Origin of the sequence: Streptomyces sp. NPDC048462 (genome assembly GCF_043200175.1) — a bacterium.
Taxonomy (GTDB): domain Bacteria; phylum Actinomycetota; class Actinomycetes; order Streptomycetales; family Streptomycetaceae; genus Streptomyces.
In genome coordinates this window covers 140658-158141 of the sequence record NZ_JBICXG010000021.1, presented here as the reverse complement: position 1 = coordinate 158141, position 17484 = coordinate 140658, and the positions used below count along the sequence as shown (strand labels likewise).

Genomic DNA, 17484 nt, shown 5'->3' with positions numbered 1-17484 from the left:
TTCCTTTGTACTCACCGCAGAACATTTTCTGCGACTTTCCTCCGGGCGCTTCCCTTCGGTCTTGCGTTTCCGACTCTATCAGACTCTTTCGTGTCCGATTCCCGGTCGAAGCGGGCCTCGCATTTTCGCTTTCCAGTTCTTCGCTTTCGCGTTTCCCTTTCCGGCGAGACCGACTCTATCAGGCCTTTCCTGTCCCTTTGACCAAGCCCCAGCAGACATGCCGGTGCCGATCTCGGGTTAGGGTTTGGGCTAAATAGTCGCCGCCGACCCCCGACTCAATGTCGCGTTGGGGTCAGGCAGGAGTACGACAGTACAGGCTGCCGGGAGACGAGGCAAATCGTTTCCGGTGCACCCCTAGGTCCTCGAACCGCCAGGACTCAGGCGGAACCGGTACTTCTCATGACTTACTCTGCTGAGCAGTACGCCGCCGTCCTACAGGCCGCGGCGGCGCCATTGAAGCTCCACTCTGGGAGGCTCCCCCCATGACCACTGTGACGTCCCCTCTTGCCGGACGCGCCATCGGGCTCGCTGCGGTACCCGACCCGGTCTTCTCCGGCGCGATGGTCGGTCCCGGCACTGCCATCGACCCCGTACGCGAGCCGTCGGAGGCCGTGTCGCCGGTCGACGGAATCGTCGTCTCCCTGCACCCCCACGCCTTCGTGGTCGTGGACGGCGAGGGGCACGGGGTTCTCACCCACCTCGGCATCGACACCGTCCAGCTCAATGGTGAGGGCTTCGAACTCCTGGTGAACAAGGGTGACACCGTCACTCGCGGCCAGAGCATCGTGCGTTGGGACCCGAGCGCTGTCGAGGTGGCCGGCAAGTCCCCGATCTGCCCCATCGTGGCGCTGGAGGCGACGCCCGATTCGCTCTCCGACGTCATCGAGAGCGGCGAGGTCAAAGTCGGCGACGCACTGTTCGGCTGGCAGTAATGCGTTCGGCGCAGTGACAGCCGACCGGATAACCATCGCGGCGGCATCGACCACCGCACAATCGGAGACAGGTGAAATGGAGACAACGCTGCGGGGCGTAGGCGTGAGCCACGGTGTGGCGATCGGCGAGGTACGGCACATGGGCACGGCAGTGCTCGAACCGCCGGCCAAGCAGATCGCGGCCGAAGAGGCGGAGCGCGAGCAGGGACGGGCGCGGCAGGCCGTGGAGGCGGTGGCGGCCGACCTCGTCGCTCGCGGCAACCTGGCCGGTGGCGAGGCCCAGCACGTGCTGGAGGCCCAGGCCATGATGGCCCAGGACCCCGAGCTGATGGCCGATGTCGACCGGCGCATCGCTGTCGGCAGCACCGCCGAGCGCGGCGTGTACGACGCGTTCGCCTCCTACCGCGCGCTGCTGGCGGGTGCCGGGGAGTACCTGGCGGGCCGGGTCGCCGACCTCGACGACGTGCGCAACCGGATCGTGGCCCGGCTGCTCGGCGTGCCGATGCCGGGTGTGCCGGACAGCGACGAGCCCTATGTGCTGATCGCGCGGGACCTGGCTCCCGCCGACACGGCTCTCCTCGACCCGGCTCTGGTGCTCGGCTTCGTCACCGAGGAGGGCGGCCCGACCAGTCACAGCGCCATCCTGGCGCGGGCGCTCGGTGTGCCCGCCGTTGTGGCGCTCCCCGGCGCGGGTGAGCTGGCCGAGGGCACCGTCATCGCGGTGGACGGCAGCACCGGCGAGATCTTCGTCGAGCCGAGCGCGGAGAAGCGGTCGGAGATGGAGAGCGCCGCCGCAGCGCGGAAGGCCGCGTTGTCCAAGTCGACCGGTCCCGGTGCGACGTCCGACGGTCACAAGGTGCCGCTGCTCGCCAACGTCGGCGGCCCCGGCGACGTGCCGGCGGCCCTCGATGCGGGCGCCGAGGGTGTGGGCCTGTTCCGCACCGAGTTCCTCTTCCTCGACGACAGCAAGCAGGCGCCGTCGGAGGAGAAGCAGATCACGGCGTACCGCGCGGTGCTCGAGGCGTTCCCCGAGGGACGTGTCGTGGTGCGGGTGCTGGATGCCGGGGCGGACAAGCCGCTGGACTTCCTGACTCCGGCGGACGAGCCGAACCCCGCACTGGGTGTGCGCGGGCTGCGCAGTCTGCTGGACCACCCCGATGTGCTGCGGACCCAGCTGACCGCGCTGTCGAAGGCGGCCGAGGGGCTGCCCGTCTACCTCGAGGTCATGGCCCCGATGGTCGCGGACCGCGCGGACGCCAAGGCGTTCGCCGACGCCTGCCGGGAGGCCGGGCTGAACGCGAAGTTCGGTGCGATGGTCGAGATTCCGTCGGCCGCGCTGCGCGCCCGTTCGGTGCTTCAGGAGGTGGAGTTCCTGTCGCTGGGCACCAACGACCTGGCGCAGTACACCTTCGCGGCAGACCGTCAGGTGGGTGCGGTGTCCCGGCTGCAGGACCCGTGGCAGCCCGCGCTGCTGGACTTGGTGGCGATGTCCGCCGACGCGGCCAAGGCCGAGGGCAAGAGCTGTGGTGTCTGTGGTGAGGCTGCCGCCGACCCGCTGCTCGCCTGTGTACTGACCGGTCTTGGAGTCACGTCGCTCTCGATGGGCGCCGCCTCCATTCCCTATGTACGCACCACGTTGGCGAAGTACACGTTCGCCCAGTGCGAGCGGGCCGCCTCCGCGGCGCGTGCGGCGGACTCCGCCGAAGAGGCGCGGGTCGCCGCGCAGGCGGTGCTTTCGGGCGAGTAGGACCGCGGCGCCCGGACGTTCCGGACGATGACAAGAAGGGGCTTCCCGCCATTGGTGGCGGGGAGCCCCTTCTGCCTGTCAGTGGTGGGGCTCCGGCTCGTCGGCCCCGATGTCGAAGCCCGCGCAGTACTCCACGCCGGATTCCGGAGACACCGGGTCTCCCGTGTCGGCATCGGTGCAGTAAGCGCTGAAGACCTCGCCCGCGGTGAGCGGGACCAGGCCGCCCCGTGCCAGCCGCCAGCCGTGCACCCGGTCCGGGGCGCCGGCCGCGCTCGTCCGCAGGACGACTCCGCCGCGGCGTTCGAGGGCGATGCCGACGGCGAGGACGGTCACGAATTCGGCTCCTTCCGCCGAGTCGAGGCGGGCAGGTCCGGTCGCGTCGCGGTCCGTGTGCAGGGCGGCGAGCAGCTGCTCGTTCTCCGTGGGGGTGCTGCAGACCAGGTGGTGGGTGCCGGGGCCCGCCGACTCCAGGACGCGCAACAGGAGATGGGATGCCCGGTCGAACGCCGCGCGACCGACGTCCTGGCCGCAGTCGGCGCACTCCCCCAGGCCGGCCAGGAGCATCGTGCCGTACTCCCAGGTCGCCCGGCGGACCGACCGGGAGACGAGGAGCGGGATCAGGCCGGCGAGCGGCTGTCCCGTGTAGGTGACGGTGGCCCCGATCCCCGCGATCTCCGCGGTGAAGCGGCTGCGGCTGGCCGGAGAGTCGGCCACGATGTCCGATTCGGCGCAGAACTGCGCGTACTCCTCCGGGTCGAAGAGCGCGACCGTCGTGTGCACGCCCTGCGCGGTGAGGGCTTTGAGCAGGCCTTCCACCTGCTGGAGGTAGACGGAGTGGTCGTCGAAGGTGAAGGTGGCGTAGTGCCGCATCGCCGCGAAGTCCTGCTCATCGGTCAGGAGACCGATGGTGCTGGGTGCTTCGCGGCGCAGCGAGCGTCGCATCGTGGTGCCGGTCCGGCCGTCGGGCGCGGACCGCTTGTTGCCGGCCCGCTTGTTCCCGGTCCGCTTGTTGCTGGACTGCCTGTTGCTGGTCTGCGCCATGATTCCCCCAGTGCGCTGTCGATCATTGCTCACTCAGAGTAATCACGGGCACTGACAGTGCCGTCCGTCAGCGGCGCTCGCGCGCCAGCTCCTCGTAGAAGTGGAGGAGTTCCAGGTTGTCGATCGATCCGGGGTTGACGGCCTCGGCCAGGGCCGTTCCCTGGAGCAGGCGCTTGACCGGAACCTCGATGCGCTTGCCGGTGAGGGTGTGCGGGATGGCGGGGACCTCGATGACCTCGTCCGGGACGTGGCGCGGTGAGAGGTTCTCGCGGATGGTGCGCTTGATGGCGGCGCGCAGTTCGTCGTCGAGCGTGGCGCCCTCGGCGAGGTGGACGAAGAGCGGCATCCAGTACCCGCCGTCCGGCTCCTCCAGCCCGATGACGAGCGATTCGCGGATCTGCGGGAGCCGTTCGACCGCTTCGTAGATGTCGGCGGAGCCCATGCGTACGCCCTGGCGGTTCAGGGTGGAATCGGAGCGGCCGTGGATGACGACGGAGCCGCGGGCGGTGATGGTGATCCAGTCCCCGTGGCGCCAGACTCCGGGGTACACGTCGAAGTAGCTGTCGTGGTAGCGGCTGCCGTCGGGGTCGTTCCAGAAGCGGATCGGCATGGACGGCATGGGCTTGGTGACGACGAGCTCGCCGACCTCGCCGGTCAGCGGCTTGCCGGCCGGGTCCCAGGACTGGAGGTCCGTGCCGAGTCCGGCGGCCTGGAGCTCGCCGATGTGGACGGGGAGGGTGGGCACGGCTCCGGCGAAGCAGCTGCAGACGTCGGTGCCGCCGCTGACGGACGCGATCCACAGGCCGTCGGCCACTTCGTCGTGGAGCCAGCGGAACCCGTCGGGCGGGAGCGGGGAGCCGGTGGTGGCGACGCACTGGACCCGGGAGAGGTCGAAGTCGCGCCCCGGGTGGATGCCTGCCTTGCGGCAGGCCATGACGTAGGCGGCGGAGGTACCGAAGAGGGTCGCGCCGGTCTGTTCGGCGACGCGCCACTGGGCGCTGACGTCCGGGTAGCCGGGGCTTCCGTCGTACAGCACGAGTGTGGTGCCGGTGAGGAGGCCGGAGACGAGGAAGTTCCACATCATCCAGCCGGTGGAGGTGTACCAGAAGAAGCGGTCCTCGGGGCCGAGGTCGCAGTGCAGGCCGATCTGCTTGAGGTGTTCGAGCAGGATGCCGCCCTGGGACTGGACGATGGCCTTGGGGAGGCCGGTGGTGCCGGAGGAGTAGAGCACCCACAGCGGGTGGTCGAAGGGGACCTGCTCGAAGACGGGTTCGGTGTCCGCGGCGGTGAGGGCGGACCAGTCGAGGGCGCCGTCGGGTGCGTCGGTGCCCAGCAGCGGGATGTGGACGACTGCGCGCAGGGTGGGCAGTTCGCGGCGCAGCTCGGCGACGGTGTCGGCGCGGTGGTGTTCCTTTCCGCCGTAGCGGTAGCCGTCGACGGTGAACAGGACGACGGGTTCGACCTGCTGGAACCGGTCGAGGACGCTGCGGGCGCCGAAGTCGGGGGCGCAGGAGGTCCAGACGGCTCCGACGGCAGCCGTGGCGAGGAAGGCGACGACCGCTTCCGGGATGTTGGGTAGGTAGCCGCTGACGCGGTCGCCGGGGTTGACGCCCAGTGCGCGGAGTTCGGCTGCGAGCGAGCCGACCCGGCGGCGGAGCTCGGACCAGGAGGTGGGGGTCTGGGTGTGGGTCTCGTCCACGTGAAGCAGGGCGGGCGCGTCGGCGCGCAGGGGGTCCTCGGCGGCGCGCAGCGCGTGTTCGGCGTAGTTGAGGGTGGCGCCGGGGAACCACTGGGCGCCGGGCATGGCGCGGTCGCCGATGACGGTCTCGTACGGGGTGGAGAACCGTACGTCGAACCATTCGGCGACGGCCTGCCAGAAGGTGTCCAGCTCGTCGACCGACCAGCGGTGCAGCGCTGGGTATCCGCCGTCGGCCGGTGCTCCGTGGCGCTCGGCCGCCCAGTTCTGGAAGCGGGTGACGGCCGCGGTCGCGATGCGGTCCGGGCCGGGCTGCCAGAGGGGGGCTTCGTCGGCTGCTGAGGTCATGGATCGGCTCCTGGCTTTCCGGGTACGCGGGTCAGCGCGGGTCGCGCGCACGTGCTGGGGTGTGCGCGTGAGGCGGCTTTCACGGACGATGCCATGTGATCGTCTTTCGCACCAGGGCCGCCCCTCCATGACCGCGTGTCCGGATATGTGGTCCGGCCACGCTTCGTGGCGCACGGCCGTGCGGTGGTCCGTGAATGAACGGAAGTTGAACAGAACCCGCTGCCGCGTCGCCTGGTGGCAGGGTGTGCCGCATGAACGGTCGTGACCTGGTGCGCTCGGTGAAGTCGGTGGGTTCGAAGCAGGGGCTGCGGGCGGTGCGCTCGGCGTGGCGGCGCTCGCGGCTGGACGCGCGGGCGCTGCCGTCGCGCGGTCCGGAGCGGGCGCGGGTGCCGGGGCCGCTGGTGGGGGCTGAGCCGGGGCCGGGCGGCGGTGTGGTGCGGTTCGCGCGCTCCGAGCTGAGTGTCCGGGTCGCGGTGGGGGGTGCGGTGTTCTGGGGGTGGGACGGGGCGGAGCCCTCGCCGTCGTACGCGCTGCCGGGGCCCGTTCCGGACGCCGATCCGCGGGCCGTTCTGGAGCCGGACAAGGACGGCGGGTGGCAGGTGGTGTCGGAGCGGCTGACCGTCGCGGTGTCCCGGCACGGGGCGGTGGAGCTGCGGACCCCCGGGGGCGTGGTGCTCCGTCGTGAGCTGCCGCCCCGGTGGTGGGAGCCGGTGGCGGGCGGGCCCGCGCGGTGGGTGCAGCGGTCCCGGGTCCCGGCGGACGCGCGGTTCTTCGGGCTCGGCGGGCGGGCGGCGGGTCCTCGGCTGCGGGACGGCGGGTACGGGCTGTGGAACACCGATCCGGGCGGCCGGTTCGGGCCCGGCGACGATCCGCTGTACGTGACGATGCCGGTGCAGCTGGTGGTGTCGGACGCGGGGACGCATCTGGTGTTCCACGACAACTCCTGGGCGGGGCGGGTGACGCTGCGCGAGGGCGAGGAGGGGGCCGGTTCCGGTCATGACCGTCCGGGGATGTCCGAGGTGCGGATGGCGGGCGGGCCGCTGCGCTGCTGGGTGGTGGCGGGCACACCGGCCCGGGTGCTTCAGGGCTGGACGGCGCTGACGGGCGCGCCGGCGTTGCCGCCGTCCTGGGCGCTGGGTGCGCAGCACGCCCGTTGGGGGTTCGGGAGCGGGCGGGAGGTGCGGCGGATCGTGTCGGGGTACCGGGAGCGGGGACTGCCGCTGTCCGTGTTGCATCTGGACATCGACCACTACGACGCGCACCGGGTGTTCACGGTGGACCGGGAGCGGTTCCCCGATCTGCCGGTGCTTGCGGAGGATCTGCGCGCGGAGGGGGTGCGGCTGGTGTCGATCGTGGATCCGGCGGTGCCCGCGGCTCCGGGTGACGCGGTGTTCGACGCGGGCCGGGCGGTGGGGGCCTCGGGTGCGTTCGTGCGGGATGCCGGGGGGCGGATCGTGCGCGGGGAGGTGTGGCCGGGTGAGTGCGTGTATCCGGACTTCACCGATCCGCAGGTGCGCGAGTGGTGGGGCGGGCTGTATGCGGAGCGGCTGGCGCAGGGGTTCTCCGGTGTCTGGCACGACATGAACGAGCCGGTGTCGTTCGCGGCGTTCGGCGACACGACGCTGCCCCGTTCGGCGCGGCACTCGCTGGAGGGGCGGGGCGGTGATCACCGCGAGGCCCACAACGTGTACGGACTGGCGATGGCGCGTGCCGGGTACGAGGGGCTCGCGCGGCTGCGCCCGGACGAACGCCCGTTCCTGTTCTCGCGTTCCGGCTGGGCGGGGATGCAGAGGTACGGGGGTACCTGGTCCGGTGATGTGTCGACGGGCTGGCCGGGGCTGCGGGCCTCGCTGGCGCTGGTGCTGGGCCTCGGGCTGTGCGGGGTGCCGTACTCGGGTCCGGATGTGGGTGGTTTCGACGGGTCGCCGTCGCCGGAGATGTATCTGCGGTGGTTCCAGCTGGGGGCGTACCTGCCGTTGTTCCGCACGCATGCGGCGATCGGCGCGGGGCGCCGGGAGCCGTGGGAGTTCGGGCCCCGGGTGCTCGATGCCGCGCGGGAGGTGATGGTGGAGCGGGAGCGGCTGCGCCCGTACTGGGTGACGCTGGCGCACCTGGCCCGGCTGACGGGTGCGCCGTACGCGCGTCCGCTGTGGTGGGGCGCGCCGGGTGACCGGGCGCTGCGGGACTGCGAGGACGCGTTCCTGCTGGGGGATGCGCTGCTGGTGGCGCCGGTGCTGGGACCGGGGGCCGGTGAGCGGACGGTGCGGCTGCCGCCGGGGCGCTGGTACGACACGGTGAGCGGTGCGGTGTACGAGGGGCCCGGCCGGGTGGTGGTCGAGGCGCCGTTGTCGCGGGTGCCGGTGCTGGCGCGGGCCGGGTCGGTGATTCCGGTGCGGGGTGCGGACGGCGGTCTTGAGCTGGAGGTGTGGGCTCCGGCGGAGGGGCGTGGGGGCGGCGGTTCGGTGGTCCGCGATCCGGGGGACGGCTGGGAGGAGGCGGTGGTCGAGCGGTACACGACCCGGCTGTTGGACGGGCGGGTGGTGGTGGAGCGGGACGGCGAGGAGGGGCTGGTGAAATATCCGGTGCGGGTCCGGGGGCTTTGACCTCGGTCAGCGGTAGCGGCCGGCGAACCAGGAACGGACGGCCTCCGTATGGAGGGGGAAGGCGAGCTCCTCGGGGGTGCGCAGGATCTCGTATCCGGAGGTCTCATCGGTGGGTGCGGACGGGGGAAGCGCGGCGGTCGGGCGCGGCGGGAGCAGGCCGAACAGGAGGAGGTGGCCGTCGGGTGAGCTGAGGGCGTCGGCGAGCCGGACGTCGTCGCGGTGGGCCTCGATGCCGGTCTCCTCGCGGAGTTCGCGCACGACCGCGTGCTTCCAGTCCTCGGCGTGGTCGACGAAGCCGCCGGGCAGGGCGCGTCCGCCGAGGCGGGGTTCGATGGTGCGGGTGATGACGACCAGTCCGGTGCCGGGCCGGCCGGTGACGGGGAGCAGGGCGACGGCGACCGGGAGTGGGTTGCGGTAGGCGGTGGCGCCGCAGACGGTGCACGTGCGGGGCCAGGCGTCCGGGGAGGCGAGGGCGGTGTACGGGGCTCCGCAGCTGCCGCAGTGGGAGCTTTTCACGGAACGCACCGGGCTCACCGGACTCACGCCGTTACCGTGCTGATCGGGATTCACGGGCTCGTCGGGGTTTCTCGTCGTCGCGGACACGCGCGGACTGTATCCGATCTCCTGTGCCGCACGGCCGCACTGATGGACGATGTGCTCATGACAGGTCTCGCTTCCGCTTTCCGTGTCCTCGCGGCCACTGCCGCCACCCTGCTCGCCGTCACCGCCGCCGCCCCGGTGGCACAGGCGAAGCCCGAGCCGAAGGCTCCCGCGGAGTTCGTCTCGCTGCGCGCGGTGGATCCCACGATCATCCAGGAGATGCGTTACCCCACCGGGCACGACTTCATGGGTGAACCGGTGGACGGCTACCGCGACCCCCTCTGCATCCTGACCCGGCCCGCCGCCCAGGCGCTGCACCGGGCCCAGCTCCGTCTGCTGCGCCGGGGCTACTCGCTCAAGGTGTACGACTGCTACCGGCCCCAGCGGGCCGTCGACCACTTCGTACGGTGGGCGAAGGATCTGGACGACGCGACCATGAAGGGCGAGTTCTACCCGCGGGTCGACAAGACCCGGCTGTTCGCCGACGGTTACATCGCGGAGAAGTCCGGCCACAGCCGAGGCAGCACCGTGGACCTGACGCTGGTGAGGCTGCCGGCCCGGCCCACCGCGCCGTACCGGCCGGGTCAGCCGCTGGTGCCCTGCTACGCACCGCGGGCCGAGCGCTTCCCGGACAACTCGATCGACATGGGAACCGGGTTCGACTGCTTCGACACCCTCTCGCACACGGACGATCCGCGAATCCAGGGAGTGCAGCGCGCCAACCGGCAGTTCCTGAAGAAGACGCTCGCCGACGCCGGATTCGTCAATCTGGCCGAGGAATGGTGGCACTACACCTTCGCACCGGAGCTGTTCCCCGACACCTACTTCGACTTCCCGGTGGCCCGGCGGTCCGTCGCGGGCCACTGAAACCGATAGGACGAACGGGCGACTGGGACCACCCCCGTGGGTTCCAGCCGCCCGTTCTTCTTCTCGGACGCGAACCGGCCGTATCCGGTTGCCGTTCCAGCCACTACCGTGCCCGTATGTCACAGCAGACGTTCGATTCGTACGAGGAGTTCTGGCCCTATTACGTCGCGATGCACTCCAGGGCAGCGACCCGCTGGGTCCATCTGACCGGAACCCTGACCGGTCTCGCCCTCACCGCCTACGGTCTGGCTCGCGGCCGCAAGAGGTACGTGGCGGCGCTGCCGCTGATCGGGTACGGGACCGCCTGGCCCGCCCATTTCCTGATCGAGAAGAACAACCCGGCCTCCTTCGGGCATCCGGCCTGGTCACTGCGCGGCGACGTGCAGATGATCCGGATGATGCTGGCCGGCCGCGACCGGGAGCTCGCGGAGACGGCCGCCAAGTGGCTCGCCGCCGACAGCTGACCGTGGCACACTTCTGACGTTCCGTCAGATCCAGTGCTGGGGAGGGCCTTTGCCGCGCAAACGCATACCCGTGGTGGCCGGGTGGTTCACCGAGGACGGCGCCGGGGAGTTCCGGCTCCTGGGCACCCGCTGCCCGCTCTGCTCGTCGGTCTTCTTCCCCCGCCAGGACGGCTTCTGCCGCAATCCGGGCTGTCCGGGCGGCGAGCCGGTCGAGGTCCCGCTGTCGCCGCGCGGGACCGTCTGGTCGTACACCGACGGCCGCTACCGGCCGCCACCGCCCTATCCCAGCGACCCGGACGCGGCCTGGGAGCCGTACACGCTGGTGGCCGTGGAGCTCGCCGCCGAGCGGATGGTGGTGCTCGGGCAGGCCGCGCCCGGGGTCGGTGTGGCGGATCTGGCGGTCGGGATGGCGGTCGAGGTCGTGCCGGGGGTGCTGGGTCCGGATGCCGGCCCGGGCTCCGGCGCGGACGACGACGGCACGGTGTGGACGACCTGGCACTGGCGGCCGGTGGACACCGGCTCCGGCCACGCCGGCTCCGGGGGCGGTGCCCGATGATCGGGGACGTGGCCGTCCTCGGGGCCGGGATGCACCCCTGGGGCAAGTGGGGACGCAGCTTCGTCGAATACGGCAGGGTGGCGGCCCGCGAGGCGCTGGCCGACGCCGGCATCGGCTGGCCGGAGGTGCAGTCCGTGGTCGGCGCGGCCACCGTGCGCGGCGGATATCCGGGCTACGTGGCCGGGGCGACGTTCGCGCAGGCGCTCGGCTGGCAGGGTGCCCGGGTCACCAGCGTGTACGCGGCCTGCGCCTCGGGGGCCCAGGCCGTCGGCACCGCCAGGGCGCAGATCCTGGCCGGCCTGGCGGACGTGGTGCTCGTGGTGGGGGCGGACGCGGCGCCCAAGGGGTTCTTCGCCCCGGCGGGCGGCGACCGGCCCGACGATCCGGACTGGCTGCGCTTCCGGGTGCTCGGCGCGACGAACCCCGCGTACTTCGCCCTGTACGCCCGTCGTCGGATGGCGGTGCACGGGGACACCCCGGAGGACTTCGCGCTGGTCAAAGTGAAGAACGCGGCGGCCGGTGCCCTGAACCGTAACGCCCGCTACCGGGCGCCCGTCACCGCCGAGCAGGTCGCGGCGTCCGCGGTGGTCGCCGACCCGCTGCGGCTGCTCGACATCTGTGCCACCTCCGACGGAGCGGCGGCGCTGGTGCTGTCCAGCATCGAGTTCGCCCGGCGTCACGGGGCCGCGGATCCGGTCCGTATCCGTGCCGTCTCGACCGTGACGCCGACGTATCCGAAGGCGGTGCTCGATCTGCCGGACATCGCCACCGATTCGGCGGTCGCCGCGGAACCCGCGACGGAGAGTTTCCGTGCCTCGATCGCGCGCGCGGCGTACGAGGAGGCGGGGATCGGGCCCGCAGACCTCTCACTGGCGGAGGTGTACGACCTGTCCACGGCGCTGGAGCTGGAGTGGTACGAGGACCTCGGGCTGTGCCCGCCGGGTGAGGGTGCCGCGCTCCTGCGGGCCGGGGCGACGGCGCTCGGCGGGCGCGTCCCGGTGAACCCGAGCGGCGGTCTGGCGTCCTTCGGGGAGGCCGTGCCCGCGCAGGCGATCGCCCAGGTCTGCGAGCTGACCTGGCAGTTGCGCGGCGCGGCGGGCGAACGTCAGGTGGAGGGGGCACGCGCCGGAATGACCGCGAACCAGGGACTGTTCGGCCACGGCTCGGCGGTCGTCGCGGTCCGCTGACCCGCCGCCCGGACGCTCGGGGCGCGGCACCGCCCCCTGTCCGCGGGGGCAGGTGCCGCGCTCCGCCGGTGCGGGCCCGTCAGGTCGTGGCCGGTTCGCGGGCTGCGTCCACGCGGGCCAGCGCGTGTTCGACGACGGCCACCAGCACGTCCCGTACCGACGAGCGGTCCCGGGCGTCGCACACGAGCAGCGGCACCTCCGGGTCCAGGTCGAGTGCCGCCCGTACCGTCGCGGTGGGGAACCGGTCGGCTCCCTCGAAGCAGTTGACGGCGACGGCGAAGGGGATCTTCCGGCGTTCGAAGTAGTCGACCGCCGCGAAGCTGTCCTCCAGGCGCCGGGTGTCCGCGAGGACGACCGCGCCCAGCGCGCCCTGGGCGAGTTCGTCCCAGAGGAACCAGAACCGGTCCTGCCCCGGGGTGCCGAAGAGGTACAGCACCAGGTCCTCGCGGAGGGTGATCCGCCCGAAGTCCATCGCCACCGTCGTGGTGGTCTTCCCCTCGACCCCTTCCAGGTCGTCGACGGGACGTCCCGCCTCGGTCAGCCTCTCCTCCGTTCGCAGCGGCCTGATCTCGCTGACCGCTCCCACCATGGTCGTCTTGCCCACTCCGAAGCCGCCCGCCACCAGGATTTTCAGGGTAACGGGCTCCACGGGCCGCCTGCTGCGGCTAGAGCGCCCGAAGGCCATTGATCACCTCGCGAAGAATGTTCACGTCCGGCAGCTCGGCCGGCGGAACGGGACGGGTCACATGCACCAGCTCGTCCTCGACGAGATCACCGACCAGCACCCGGACCACCCCGACGGGGAGGTCCAGACCGGCCGCGAGCTCGGCGATCGACTGGGGCATGCCGCTGCACAGTTCGACGATCTCCACGTGTTCCGGGGAGAGCATCTGGTCCCGGCCGGGATCGTCGGCCGCGGGTTCGGGGACGACGATCGCGATCAGGTCGAGACGATGACGGGAGGCGCTGCTGGTACGGCCCCGCGTCATCGCGTACGGACGGACGACCGGCCCCGCGTCGGCGTCGTACCAGCGCGAGGACTGCGGACCGCCGGGGGCGGCGGGGGTACGGGAGGAGTCGGCGCTCATGCCATCCACTCACCCTCCGGAGGTCAGACCGGTCGTCCGGGGGGAGTTGGCCAGGTGGGCGCCCACTCGCTTGACCATCAGCGTCATCTCGTACGCCACCTGCCCGACGTCCGAGTCGGAGTCCGCGAGCACGGCCAGACAGCTGCCGTCGCCTGCCGCTGTGACGAACAGGAACGCCTCGTCGAGCTCGACGACGGTCTGGCGGACCCGCCCGGCGTCGAAGTGCCGCCCGACGCCCTTGGCGAGGCTGTGGAACCCGGAGGCCACGGCCGCCAGGTGTTCACCGTCCTCCCTGGTGAGGTCCTTGGACGCACCGGTGGGGAGTCCGTCGCTGGAGAGCACCAGCGCCTTGCGGATGCTGGCCACCCGCGCGACGAGTTCGTCGAGGAGCCAGTTGAGCTCGCCGGACCCCTGGCCCGCTGAGTCGAGTGCTGCGGCGTTCGGTGCGGTCATGGACCGTCCCCTCCCGGAGTGGTTCCTTGTGCTGTGTCGCCGGGGCCGGTCACGTCCTCGGCGTTCTGCTGGCGGCCGCGCTGCCAGCCGCGCTGGAGCGACGCCATGCGGCTGCGTACCTCATCGGCGTCGCGCTCGATGTCCTCCACGGTCTCCACCGGGTCCGGCTCCGCGGTGCGGCCGGCGGATCCCTCGCGGAGCTGCGGGGCGAGACTGGCCTGCCGCACCCTGCGGGGCAGCCCGCCGATCGTCCCGGAGCCGGGCACGGTGTTCCAGGGCGCCGGCGAACGGGGGGCCGGCACCGACGGCGTGACTGCCGCAGGTGCGGCGGGCTCGGTGCGGGGCCGGAAGCCGTTGTTCTGCCTGATCTCGGCGGGACGGACACGGTCGGCGGACCGGACGGGTCCGGACGCCGGGCGCGTGGCCTCCGAGTCGGTTGCCGTGGGGTGGGCCCGGCCCGCCTCGTCGATCCGGCGGCCCCGGTCCGTGATCAGGGTCGGCGGTTTGCGGCGGGGCAGCGGCCTGACGCCGTCGGGGCGCAGTTCCCGCACCCCGTCGGCGTCGGCGATCTGGTCGGCGGCCTGCTGGTGCTGGTCGCGGTCGCCGTCGCGCCGGAGCTCACGGGCCCGGAAGATGCCGCCGCGTTCGCTCTCGGTGTCCTCCAGGTCGGACACACCGTCGAGTACGGGGTCGGGCCCGGCGACGGCTTCGAGTACCGGGTCGCGGGTGAAGTCAATGGGGCCGAGCGGGCCTTCGAGCTCGACCGGTCCGTCCAGCAGCGCCGGGTCCGCGAGGCCGGTGGGCACCGGTGAGAGGCCGCCGGTCCTGCCGCCCTGGGGACGGCCGCCGTCGGGGCGGTCGAACGCGTCGCCGCCGTCCTGGCCGCCGCCCGTGCCGGAACCCGTGCCGCGGCCCTTGCCGCCGGCCGCCCCGCCGCCCGGACCGCCGGCGATGGCCTTCTCCGACCTGCGGTCGAGGCGGAATCCGGTGCCGTGCGCCTCCGGGGCGTCGGTGAGCAGCGCGGCCGGGATGAAGACGACAGCCGTGGTGCCGCCGTAGGGCGAGGTCTGGAGCGACACCCTGACGTTCTGCCGCTGGGCCAGCCGGCTGACCACGAAGAGGCCGAGCCGGTCGGTGTCGGACAGTTCGAACTCGGGTGTCTCCGCGAGCCGGAGGTTGGCGTCCAGCAGGAGCTCCGGGGGCATGCCGAGCCCCCGGTCGTGGATTTCGAGGGTGAACCCGTTGGCGACGCGTTCGCCGTGGACCTGGACCGCCGTGTGCGGGGGCGAGAACACCGTGGCGTTCTCCAGGAGCTCGGCTATCAGGTGGGTGAGGTCGGCGACGGCCGGTCCGCCCACGCCGATCCTCGGCAGCCTGCGGACCTCGACCCGTTCGTAGTCCTCGACCTCGGCGACCGCGGCGCGCACCACGTCCATCAGCTGGATGGGCTTGCGCCACTGCCTGGACGGGGCGGCTCCCGACAGGATCACCAGGCCCTCGGCGTGGCGCCGCATGCGGGTGGTGAGGTGGTCGAGGCGGAACAGGTCCGCGAGCTCCTCGGTGTTCTCGGTGCGGCGCTCCATCGTGTCCAGGAGCGTCAGCTGGCGGTGCAGCAGCACCTGGTTGCGGCGGGCGAGGTTGACGAACACCTCGGACACGCCGCGGCGCATGTCCGCCTGCCGGACGGCGGCCTCGACGGCGGCGCGCTGCAGGATGTTGAGGGCCTGTCCGACCTGGCCTATCTCGTCGCGTTCGTAGTTGAGCTGCGGGGACTCGGTCTCGACGTCGATGTGTTCGCCCGCGGCGAGACGGCGCATCACGCTCGGCAGGCGCACCCCGGAGACCTCGTGGGCGTCCTTGCGCAGGCGTGAGAGGTCGCGGATGAGTTCGCGGCCGATCCGTACGGAGACGAAGACCGAGACGAGCAGGGCCAGGAATCCCAGTACGCCGGCGACGCCCGCCTTGATCAGGACCCCGTAGCCGGCGGGCCTGCCGCGGTCCTGGAAGCGGTTGTTCATCTCGGTCGAGTCGTTCGCCAGCCGGTCCAGGACCGGCGGGGCGGCCTCCTGCCAGCGTGCGGCGTCCAGCTCGCGGGGGTCGTGGGTGGGCCCCTGGGCGATGAGCTTGTCCTCGGCCGAGCGCAGGGGCTCGCTGTCCGGGCTCTGCCAGTACTGCTGGACGCGGCGGCGCTCGGAGGCGGGGAGCGCTTCCAGGTTGACCTCGTACAGCAGCTCGCGTTTGGCGATGAGGTCGGAGATCTGGCGGAGTTCGGGGGCCGTCAGCCGTCCCGCGAGGAGCCCCGACGCCGCGAGCGCGTCTTCCTGGGAGAGCATCTCCCGGGCCCGCGACATGCCGGCCAGGGCGCGGACCTGCTTGTCCATCGACACGTTCTCCATGACGTGGAGGCCGGTCAGGAAGCGGTAGCAGGGGTCGATGAGACCGTTGTAGTACTCCATCGCCTTGGCCCGGCTGATGGTGCGCTTGTCCACGGAGTCACGGAGCGACCTCAGTCCCTCGACGGCGCCCAGGATGGAGCTGAGCTGGGTCTCGTCCTGCGGACGCAGTGCGTCGCGGATGTCCTTCTGCCGTGCGCTGTTGTTGACCTGGTCCACGACCCGGTCGGTGGCGGCGCGCTGGCGGCGCAGGACCGGCAGGGCGTCGGAGGCGCGCGGGTCCGCGAGGTAGACGAGAGTCTGTCTGCGCTCGTTCTGGACGACCCGGACGGTGTCCTCCAGGGGGTGGCCGATCTTCTCCACCACAGCGCTCGCGCTCATCAGCTGACCGGCCTCGCGGCCGGTCAGATAAGTGGCGAAGCCCCATAGCGCGGTGAGGGAGACGAGCGGCACAAGCAACAAGGCCACGATCTTCCTGCGGATGGACTTCCCGCGAAAGCGCATGGCCTCCCCCAGCTCGTCCCCGCAGGGCGGTGATGGTGTTCCGTCAACAAACGGCGCGAGCCTACTACCGACGCCCGGACAACTCGAAGGCATGTCCGGGCGATTTTCGGCCGCCTTACTGGGAGTTGACCATGAGTTGTCCCGGTATTCCAGGAGATGGAATTCGTGAAAGCGACAGAAGAGACCAGCCAGAGCCACACATTCTTCCCCACGCCAGTTGGCTGGAATTCTTCGTTCCGTGACGGTTCGGGGGAATCTTCACAGCGCGGTACTCGTCTGTCTGTACGGGGGTAGGGGGACTGCAGGGGCGTATTCGGCAGGTGAGGGCGGCTCGTCCGCGTAGAAACCACCCATGCCGGGCAGCAACCCTGAAGTCGGACAGTGGTGGGGAGTTGAAGGTCCTTGGACACGGAAGAGCGTCGTGGCGCTGCCAGGTCGGCGCGGGGCCGCCCGGAGATTCCGCGGCAGCCGCTCTGGGTGGAGGAGCCGGCGCTGCGGCGGCGGATGCCGGACCCGGTGCGCACAGCGGCGGTACGGGCCGTTCTGATCCTGTCGCTGACGGTCATCCAGGCGATGGTGGCGTTCCTGTCCACGATGACAGGATCCTGGCTGGCCTTCCCGATGGTGCTGAGCAGCGTGGCGAGCACGGTGGGCGCGACCTGGTCGGTGCTGGATGTGTGGGTCACCCGGCAGGTGTGGAACCAGCGCAACGGTGTGGTCTCGATGCCGAGCAGCTCCGCCCGGCAGCTGCGCCGCGAGCGGCGCAGGGCGAGGCGGGCCGCCCGGACGGCACAGCGGGACGGGGCGCGGATACGACGCCGCTCCGCGGACCGCAGGCTGTCCCGGGCCTGAACGACCCGCGCCTGAACACCCGCGTCGGGGGGGGGGGGGGGGGGGGGGGGGGGGGGGGGCGCGGCGCCCCGGCGGGGGGGGGGGGGGGGGGGGGGGGGGGGGGGGGGGGGGGCCGCCCCCGGCGGGGGGGGGGGGGGCCGCGGGGCGGGGGGG

15 protein-coding genes are annotated in these 17484 nt (G+C 71.9%); 8 read left to right on the top strand and 7 right to left on the bottom strand.

Annotation, left to right across the window (positions count from 1 at the left end):
* Positions 1-482: 482 nt before the first annotated feature.
* Together ACGFU6_RS29225 and ptsP are read left to right on the top strand one after the other, a co-directional pair.
* Complete coding sequence (locus ACGFU6_RS29225; protein WP_393615223.1) at positions 483-932, top strand: PTS glucose transporter subunit IIA; 450 nt, start codon at positions 483-485, stop codon at positions 930-932.
* 76 nt (positions 933-1008) lie between these two features.
* On the top strand, positions 1009-2679 hold the full coding sequence (ptsP, locus tag ACGFU6_RS29220; RefSeq protein WP_393615221.1) for a phosphoenolpyruvate--protein phosphotransferase: 1671 nt from the start codon (positions 1009-1011) through the stop codon (positions 2677-2679).
* 78 nt (positions 2680-2757) lie between these two features.
* Here ptsP and ACGFU6_RS29215 read toward each other — a convergent pair whose 3' ends face one another.
* Together ACGFU6_RS29215 and ACGFU6_RS29210 are read right to left on the bottom strand one after the other, a co-directional pair.
* Positions 2758-3720 carry a hypothetical protein gene (locus ACGFU6_RS29215; RefSeq protein WP_393615219.1) on the bottom strand — a complete coding sequence of 321 codons (963 nt, stop codon included), beginning with the start codon at positions 3718-3720 and terminating at the stop codon, positions 2758-2760.
* A 67-nt stretch (positions 3721-3787) separates the two neighbouring features.
* On the bottom strand, positions 3788-5764 hold the full coding sequence (locus tag ACGFU6_RS29210) for an acetoacetate--CoA ligase (protein WP_393615217.1): 1977 nt from the start codon (positions 5762-5764) through the stop codon (positions 3788-3790).
* Positions 5765-6015: 251 nt separating this feature from the next.
* Here ACGFU6_RS29210 and ACGFU6_RS29205 point away from each other — a divergent pair, with 251 nt between their 5' ends.
* Complete coding sequence (locus ACGFU6_RS29205; RefSeq protein ID WP_393615215.1) at positions 6016-8367, top strand: glycoside hydrolase family 31 protein; 2352 nt, start codon at positions 6016-6018, stop codon at positions 8365-8367.
* Between the two features lie 6 nt (positions 8368-8373).
* On the opposite strand, the gene ACGFU6_RS29200 is transcribed toward ACGFU6_RS29205, so the two are convergent.
* Positions 8374-8883 (bottom strand): NUDIX domain-containing protein, encoded by a 510-nt coding sequence (locus ACGFU6_RS29200; protein ID WP_393615213.1) that lies wholly within the window; start codon positions 8881-8883, stop codon positions 8374-8376.
* Positions 8884-9027: 144 nt separating this feature from the next.
* Here ACGFU6_RS29200 and ACGFU6_RS29195 point away from each other — a divergent pair, with 144 nt between their 5' ends.
* From ACGFU6_RS29195 to ACGFU6_RS29180, 4 genes are all read left to right on the top strand, one after another.
* Positions 9028-9834 carry a M15 family metallopeptidase gene (locus ACGFU6_RS29195; protein WP_393615211.1) on the top strand — a complete coding sequence of 269 codons (807 nt, stop codon included), beginning with the start codon at positions 9028-9030 and terminating at the stop codon, positions 9832-9834.
* Positions 9835-9950: 116 nt separating this feature from the next.
* Positions 9951-10298 carry an Mpo1-like protein gene (locus ACGFU6_RS29190; RefSeq protein WP_393615209.1) on the top strand — a complete coding sequence of 116 codons (348 nt, stop codon included), beginning with the start codon at positions 9951-9953 and terminating at the stop codon, positions 10296-10298.
* Between the two features lie 49 nt (positions 10299-10347).
* Complete coding sequence (locus tag ACGFU6_RS29185; RefSeq protein ID WP_393615207.1) at positions 10348-10854, top strand: Zn-ribbon domain-containing OB-fold protein; 507 nt, start codon at positions 10348-10350, stop codon at positions 10852-10854.
* The gene (locus ACGFU6_RS29180; RefSeq protein WP_393615205.1) at positions 10851-12041 is read left to right on the top strand and encodes a lipid-transfer protein; all 1191 of its coding nucleotides are present in this window, start codon (positions 10851-10853) and stop codon (positions 12039-12041) included. The genes ACGFU6_RS29185 and ACGFU6_RS29180 overlap by 4 nt, the downstream gene beginning before the upstream one ends.
* A gap of 79 nt (positions 12042-12120) precedes the next feature.
* Here the strand turns inward: ACGFU6_RS29180 and ACGFU6_RS29175 are convergent, their stop codons facing one another.
* The 4 genes from ACGFU6_RS29175 to ACGFU6_RS29160 are packed head-to-tail and all read right to left on the bottom strand — an operon-like array spanning position 12121 to position 16479.
* Positions 12121-12726: an ATP/GTP-binding protein gene (locus tag ACGFU6_RS29175; RefSeq protein WP_393615204.1), complete on the bottom strand. Its 606-nt coding sequence runs from the start codon at positions 12724-12726 to the stop codon at positions 12121-12123.
* Positions 12707-13129 (bottom strand): DUF742 domain-containing protein, encoded by a 423-nt coding sequence (locus tag ACGFU6_RS29170; RefSeq protein WP_393615202.1) that lies wholly within the window; start codon positions 13127-13129, stop codon positions 12707-12709. The genes ACGFU6_RS29175 and ACGFU6_RS29170 overlap by 20 nt, the downstream gene beginning before the upstream one ends.
* Before the next feature lie 9 nt (positions 13130-13138).
* Entirely contained in the window at positions 13139-13582 is a 444-nt protein-coding gene (locus ACGFU6_RS29165; protein WP_393615200.1) for a roadblock/LC7 domain-containing protein, read from the bottom strand.
* Complete coding sequence (locus tag ACGFU6_RS29160; RefSeq protein ID WP_393615198.1) at positions 13579-16479, bottom strand: nitrate- and nitrite sensing domain-containing protein; 2901 nt, start codon at positions 16477-16479, stop codon at positions 13579-13581. Before ACGFU6_RS29160 ends, ACGFU6_RS29165 begins: the two co-directional genes overlap by 4 nt.
* Before the next feature lie 402 nt (positions 16480-16881).
* On the opposite strand from ACGFU6_RS29160, the gene ACGFU6_RS29155 reads away from it, so the two are divergent.
* Positions 16882-17331 (top strand): hypothetical protein, encoded by a 450-nt coding sequence (locus tag ACGFU6_RS29155; RefSeq protein ID WP_393615196.1) that lies wholly within the window; start codon positions 16882-16884, stop codon positions 17329-17331.
* The last annotated feature ends 153 nt before the right edge of the window (positions 17332-17484 follow it).

Excerpts from the sequence above, each read along its gene's own strand:
- ptsP (WP_393615221.1), top strand. The coding sequence starts at position 1,009 with ATGGAGACAACGCTGCGGGGCGTAGGCGTGAGCCACGGTGTGGCGATC.
- ACGFU6_RS29205 (WP_393615215.1), top strand. The coding sequence starts at position 6,016 with ATGAACGGTCGTGACCTGGTGCGCTCGGTGAAGTCGGTGGGTTCGAAG.
- ACGFU6_RS29180 (WP_393615205.1), top strand. The coding sequence starts at position 10,851 with ATGATCGGGGACGTGGCCGTCCTCGGGGCCGGGATGCACCCCTGGGGC.
- ACGFU6_RS29165 (WP_393615200.1), bottom strand. The coding sequence starts at position 13,582 with ATGACCGCACCGAACGCCGCAGCACTCGACTCAGCGGGCCAGGGGTCC.
- ACGFU6_RS29190 (WP_393615209.1), top strand. The coding sequence starts at position 9,951 with ATGTCACAGCAGACGTTCGATTCGTACGAGGAGTTCTGGCCCTATTAC.
- ACGFU6_RS29170 (WP_393615202.1), bottom strand. The coding sequence starts at position 13,129 with ATGAGCGCCGACTCCTCCCGTACCCCCGCCGCCCCCGGCGGTCCGCAG.
- ACGFU6_RS29210 (WP_393615217.1), bottom strand. The coding sequence starts at position 5,764 with ATGACCTCAGCAGCCGACGAAGCCCCCCTCTGGCAGCCCGGCCCGGAC.
- ACGFU6_RS29195 (WP_393615211.1), top strand. The coding sequence starts at position 9,028 with ATGACAGGTCTCGCTTCCGCTTTCCGTGTCCTCGCGGCCACTGCCGCC.
- ACGFU6_RS29175 (WP_393615204.1), bottom strand. The coding sequence starts at position 12,726 with ATGGCCTTCGGGCGCTCTAGCCGCAGCAGGCGGCCCGTGGAGCCCGTT.
- ACGFU6_RS29215 (WP_393615219.1), bottom strand. The coding sequence starts at position 3,720 with ATGGCGCAGACCAGCAACAGGCAGTCCAGCAACAAGCGGACCGGGAAC.
- ACGFU6_RS29160 (WP_393615198.1), bottom strand. The coding sequence starts at position 16,479 with ATGCGCTTTCGCGGGAAGTCCATCCGCAGGAAGATCGTGGCCTTGTTG.
- ACGFU6_RS29225 (WP_393615223.1), top strand. The coding sequence starts at position 483 with ATGACCACTGTGACGTCCCCTCTTGCCGGACGCGCCATCGGGCTCGCT.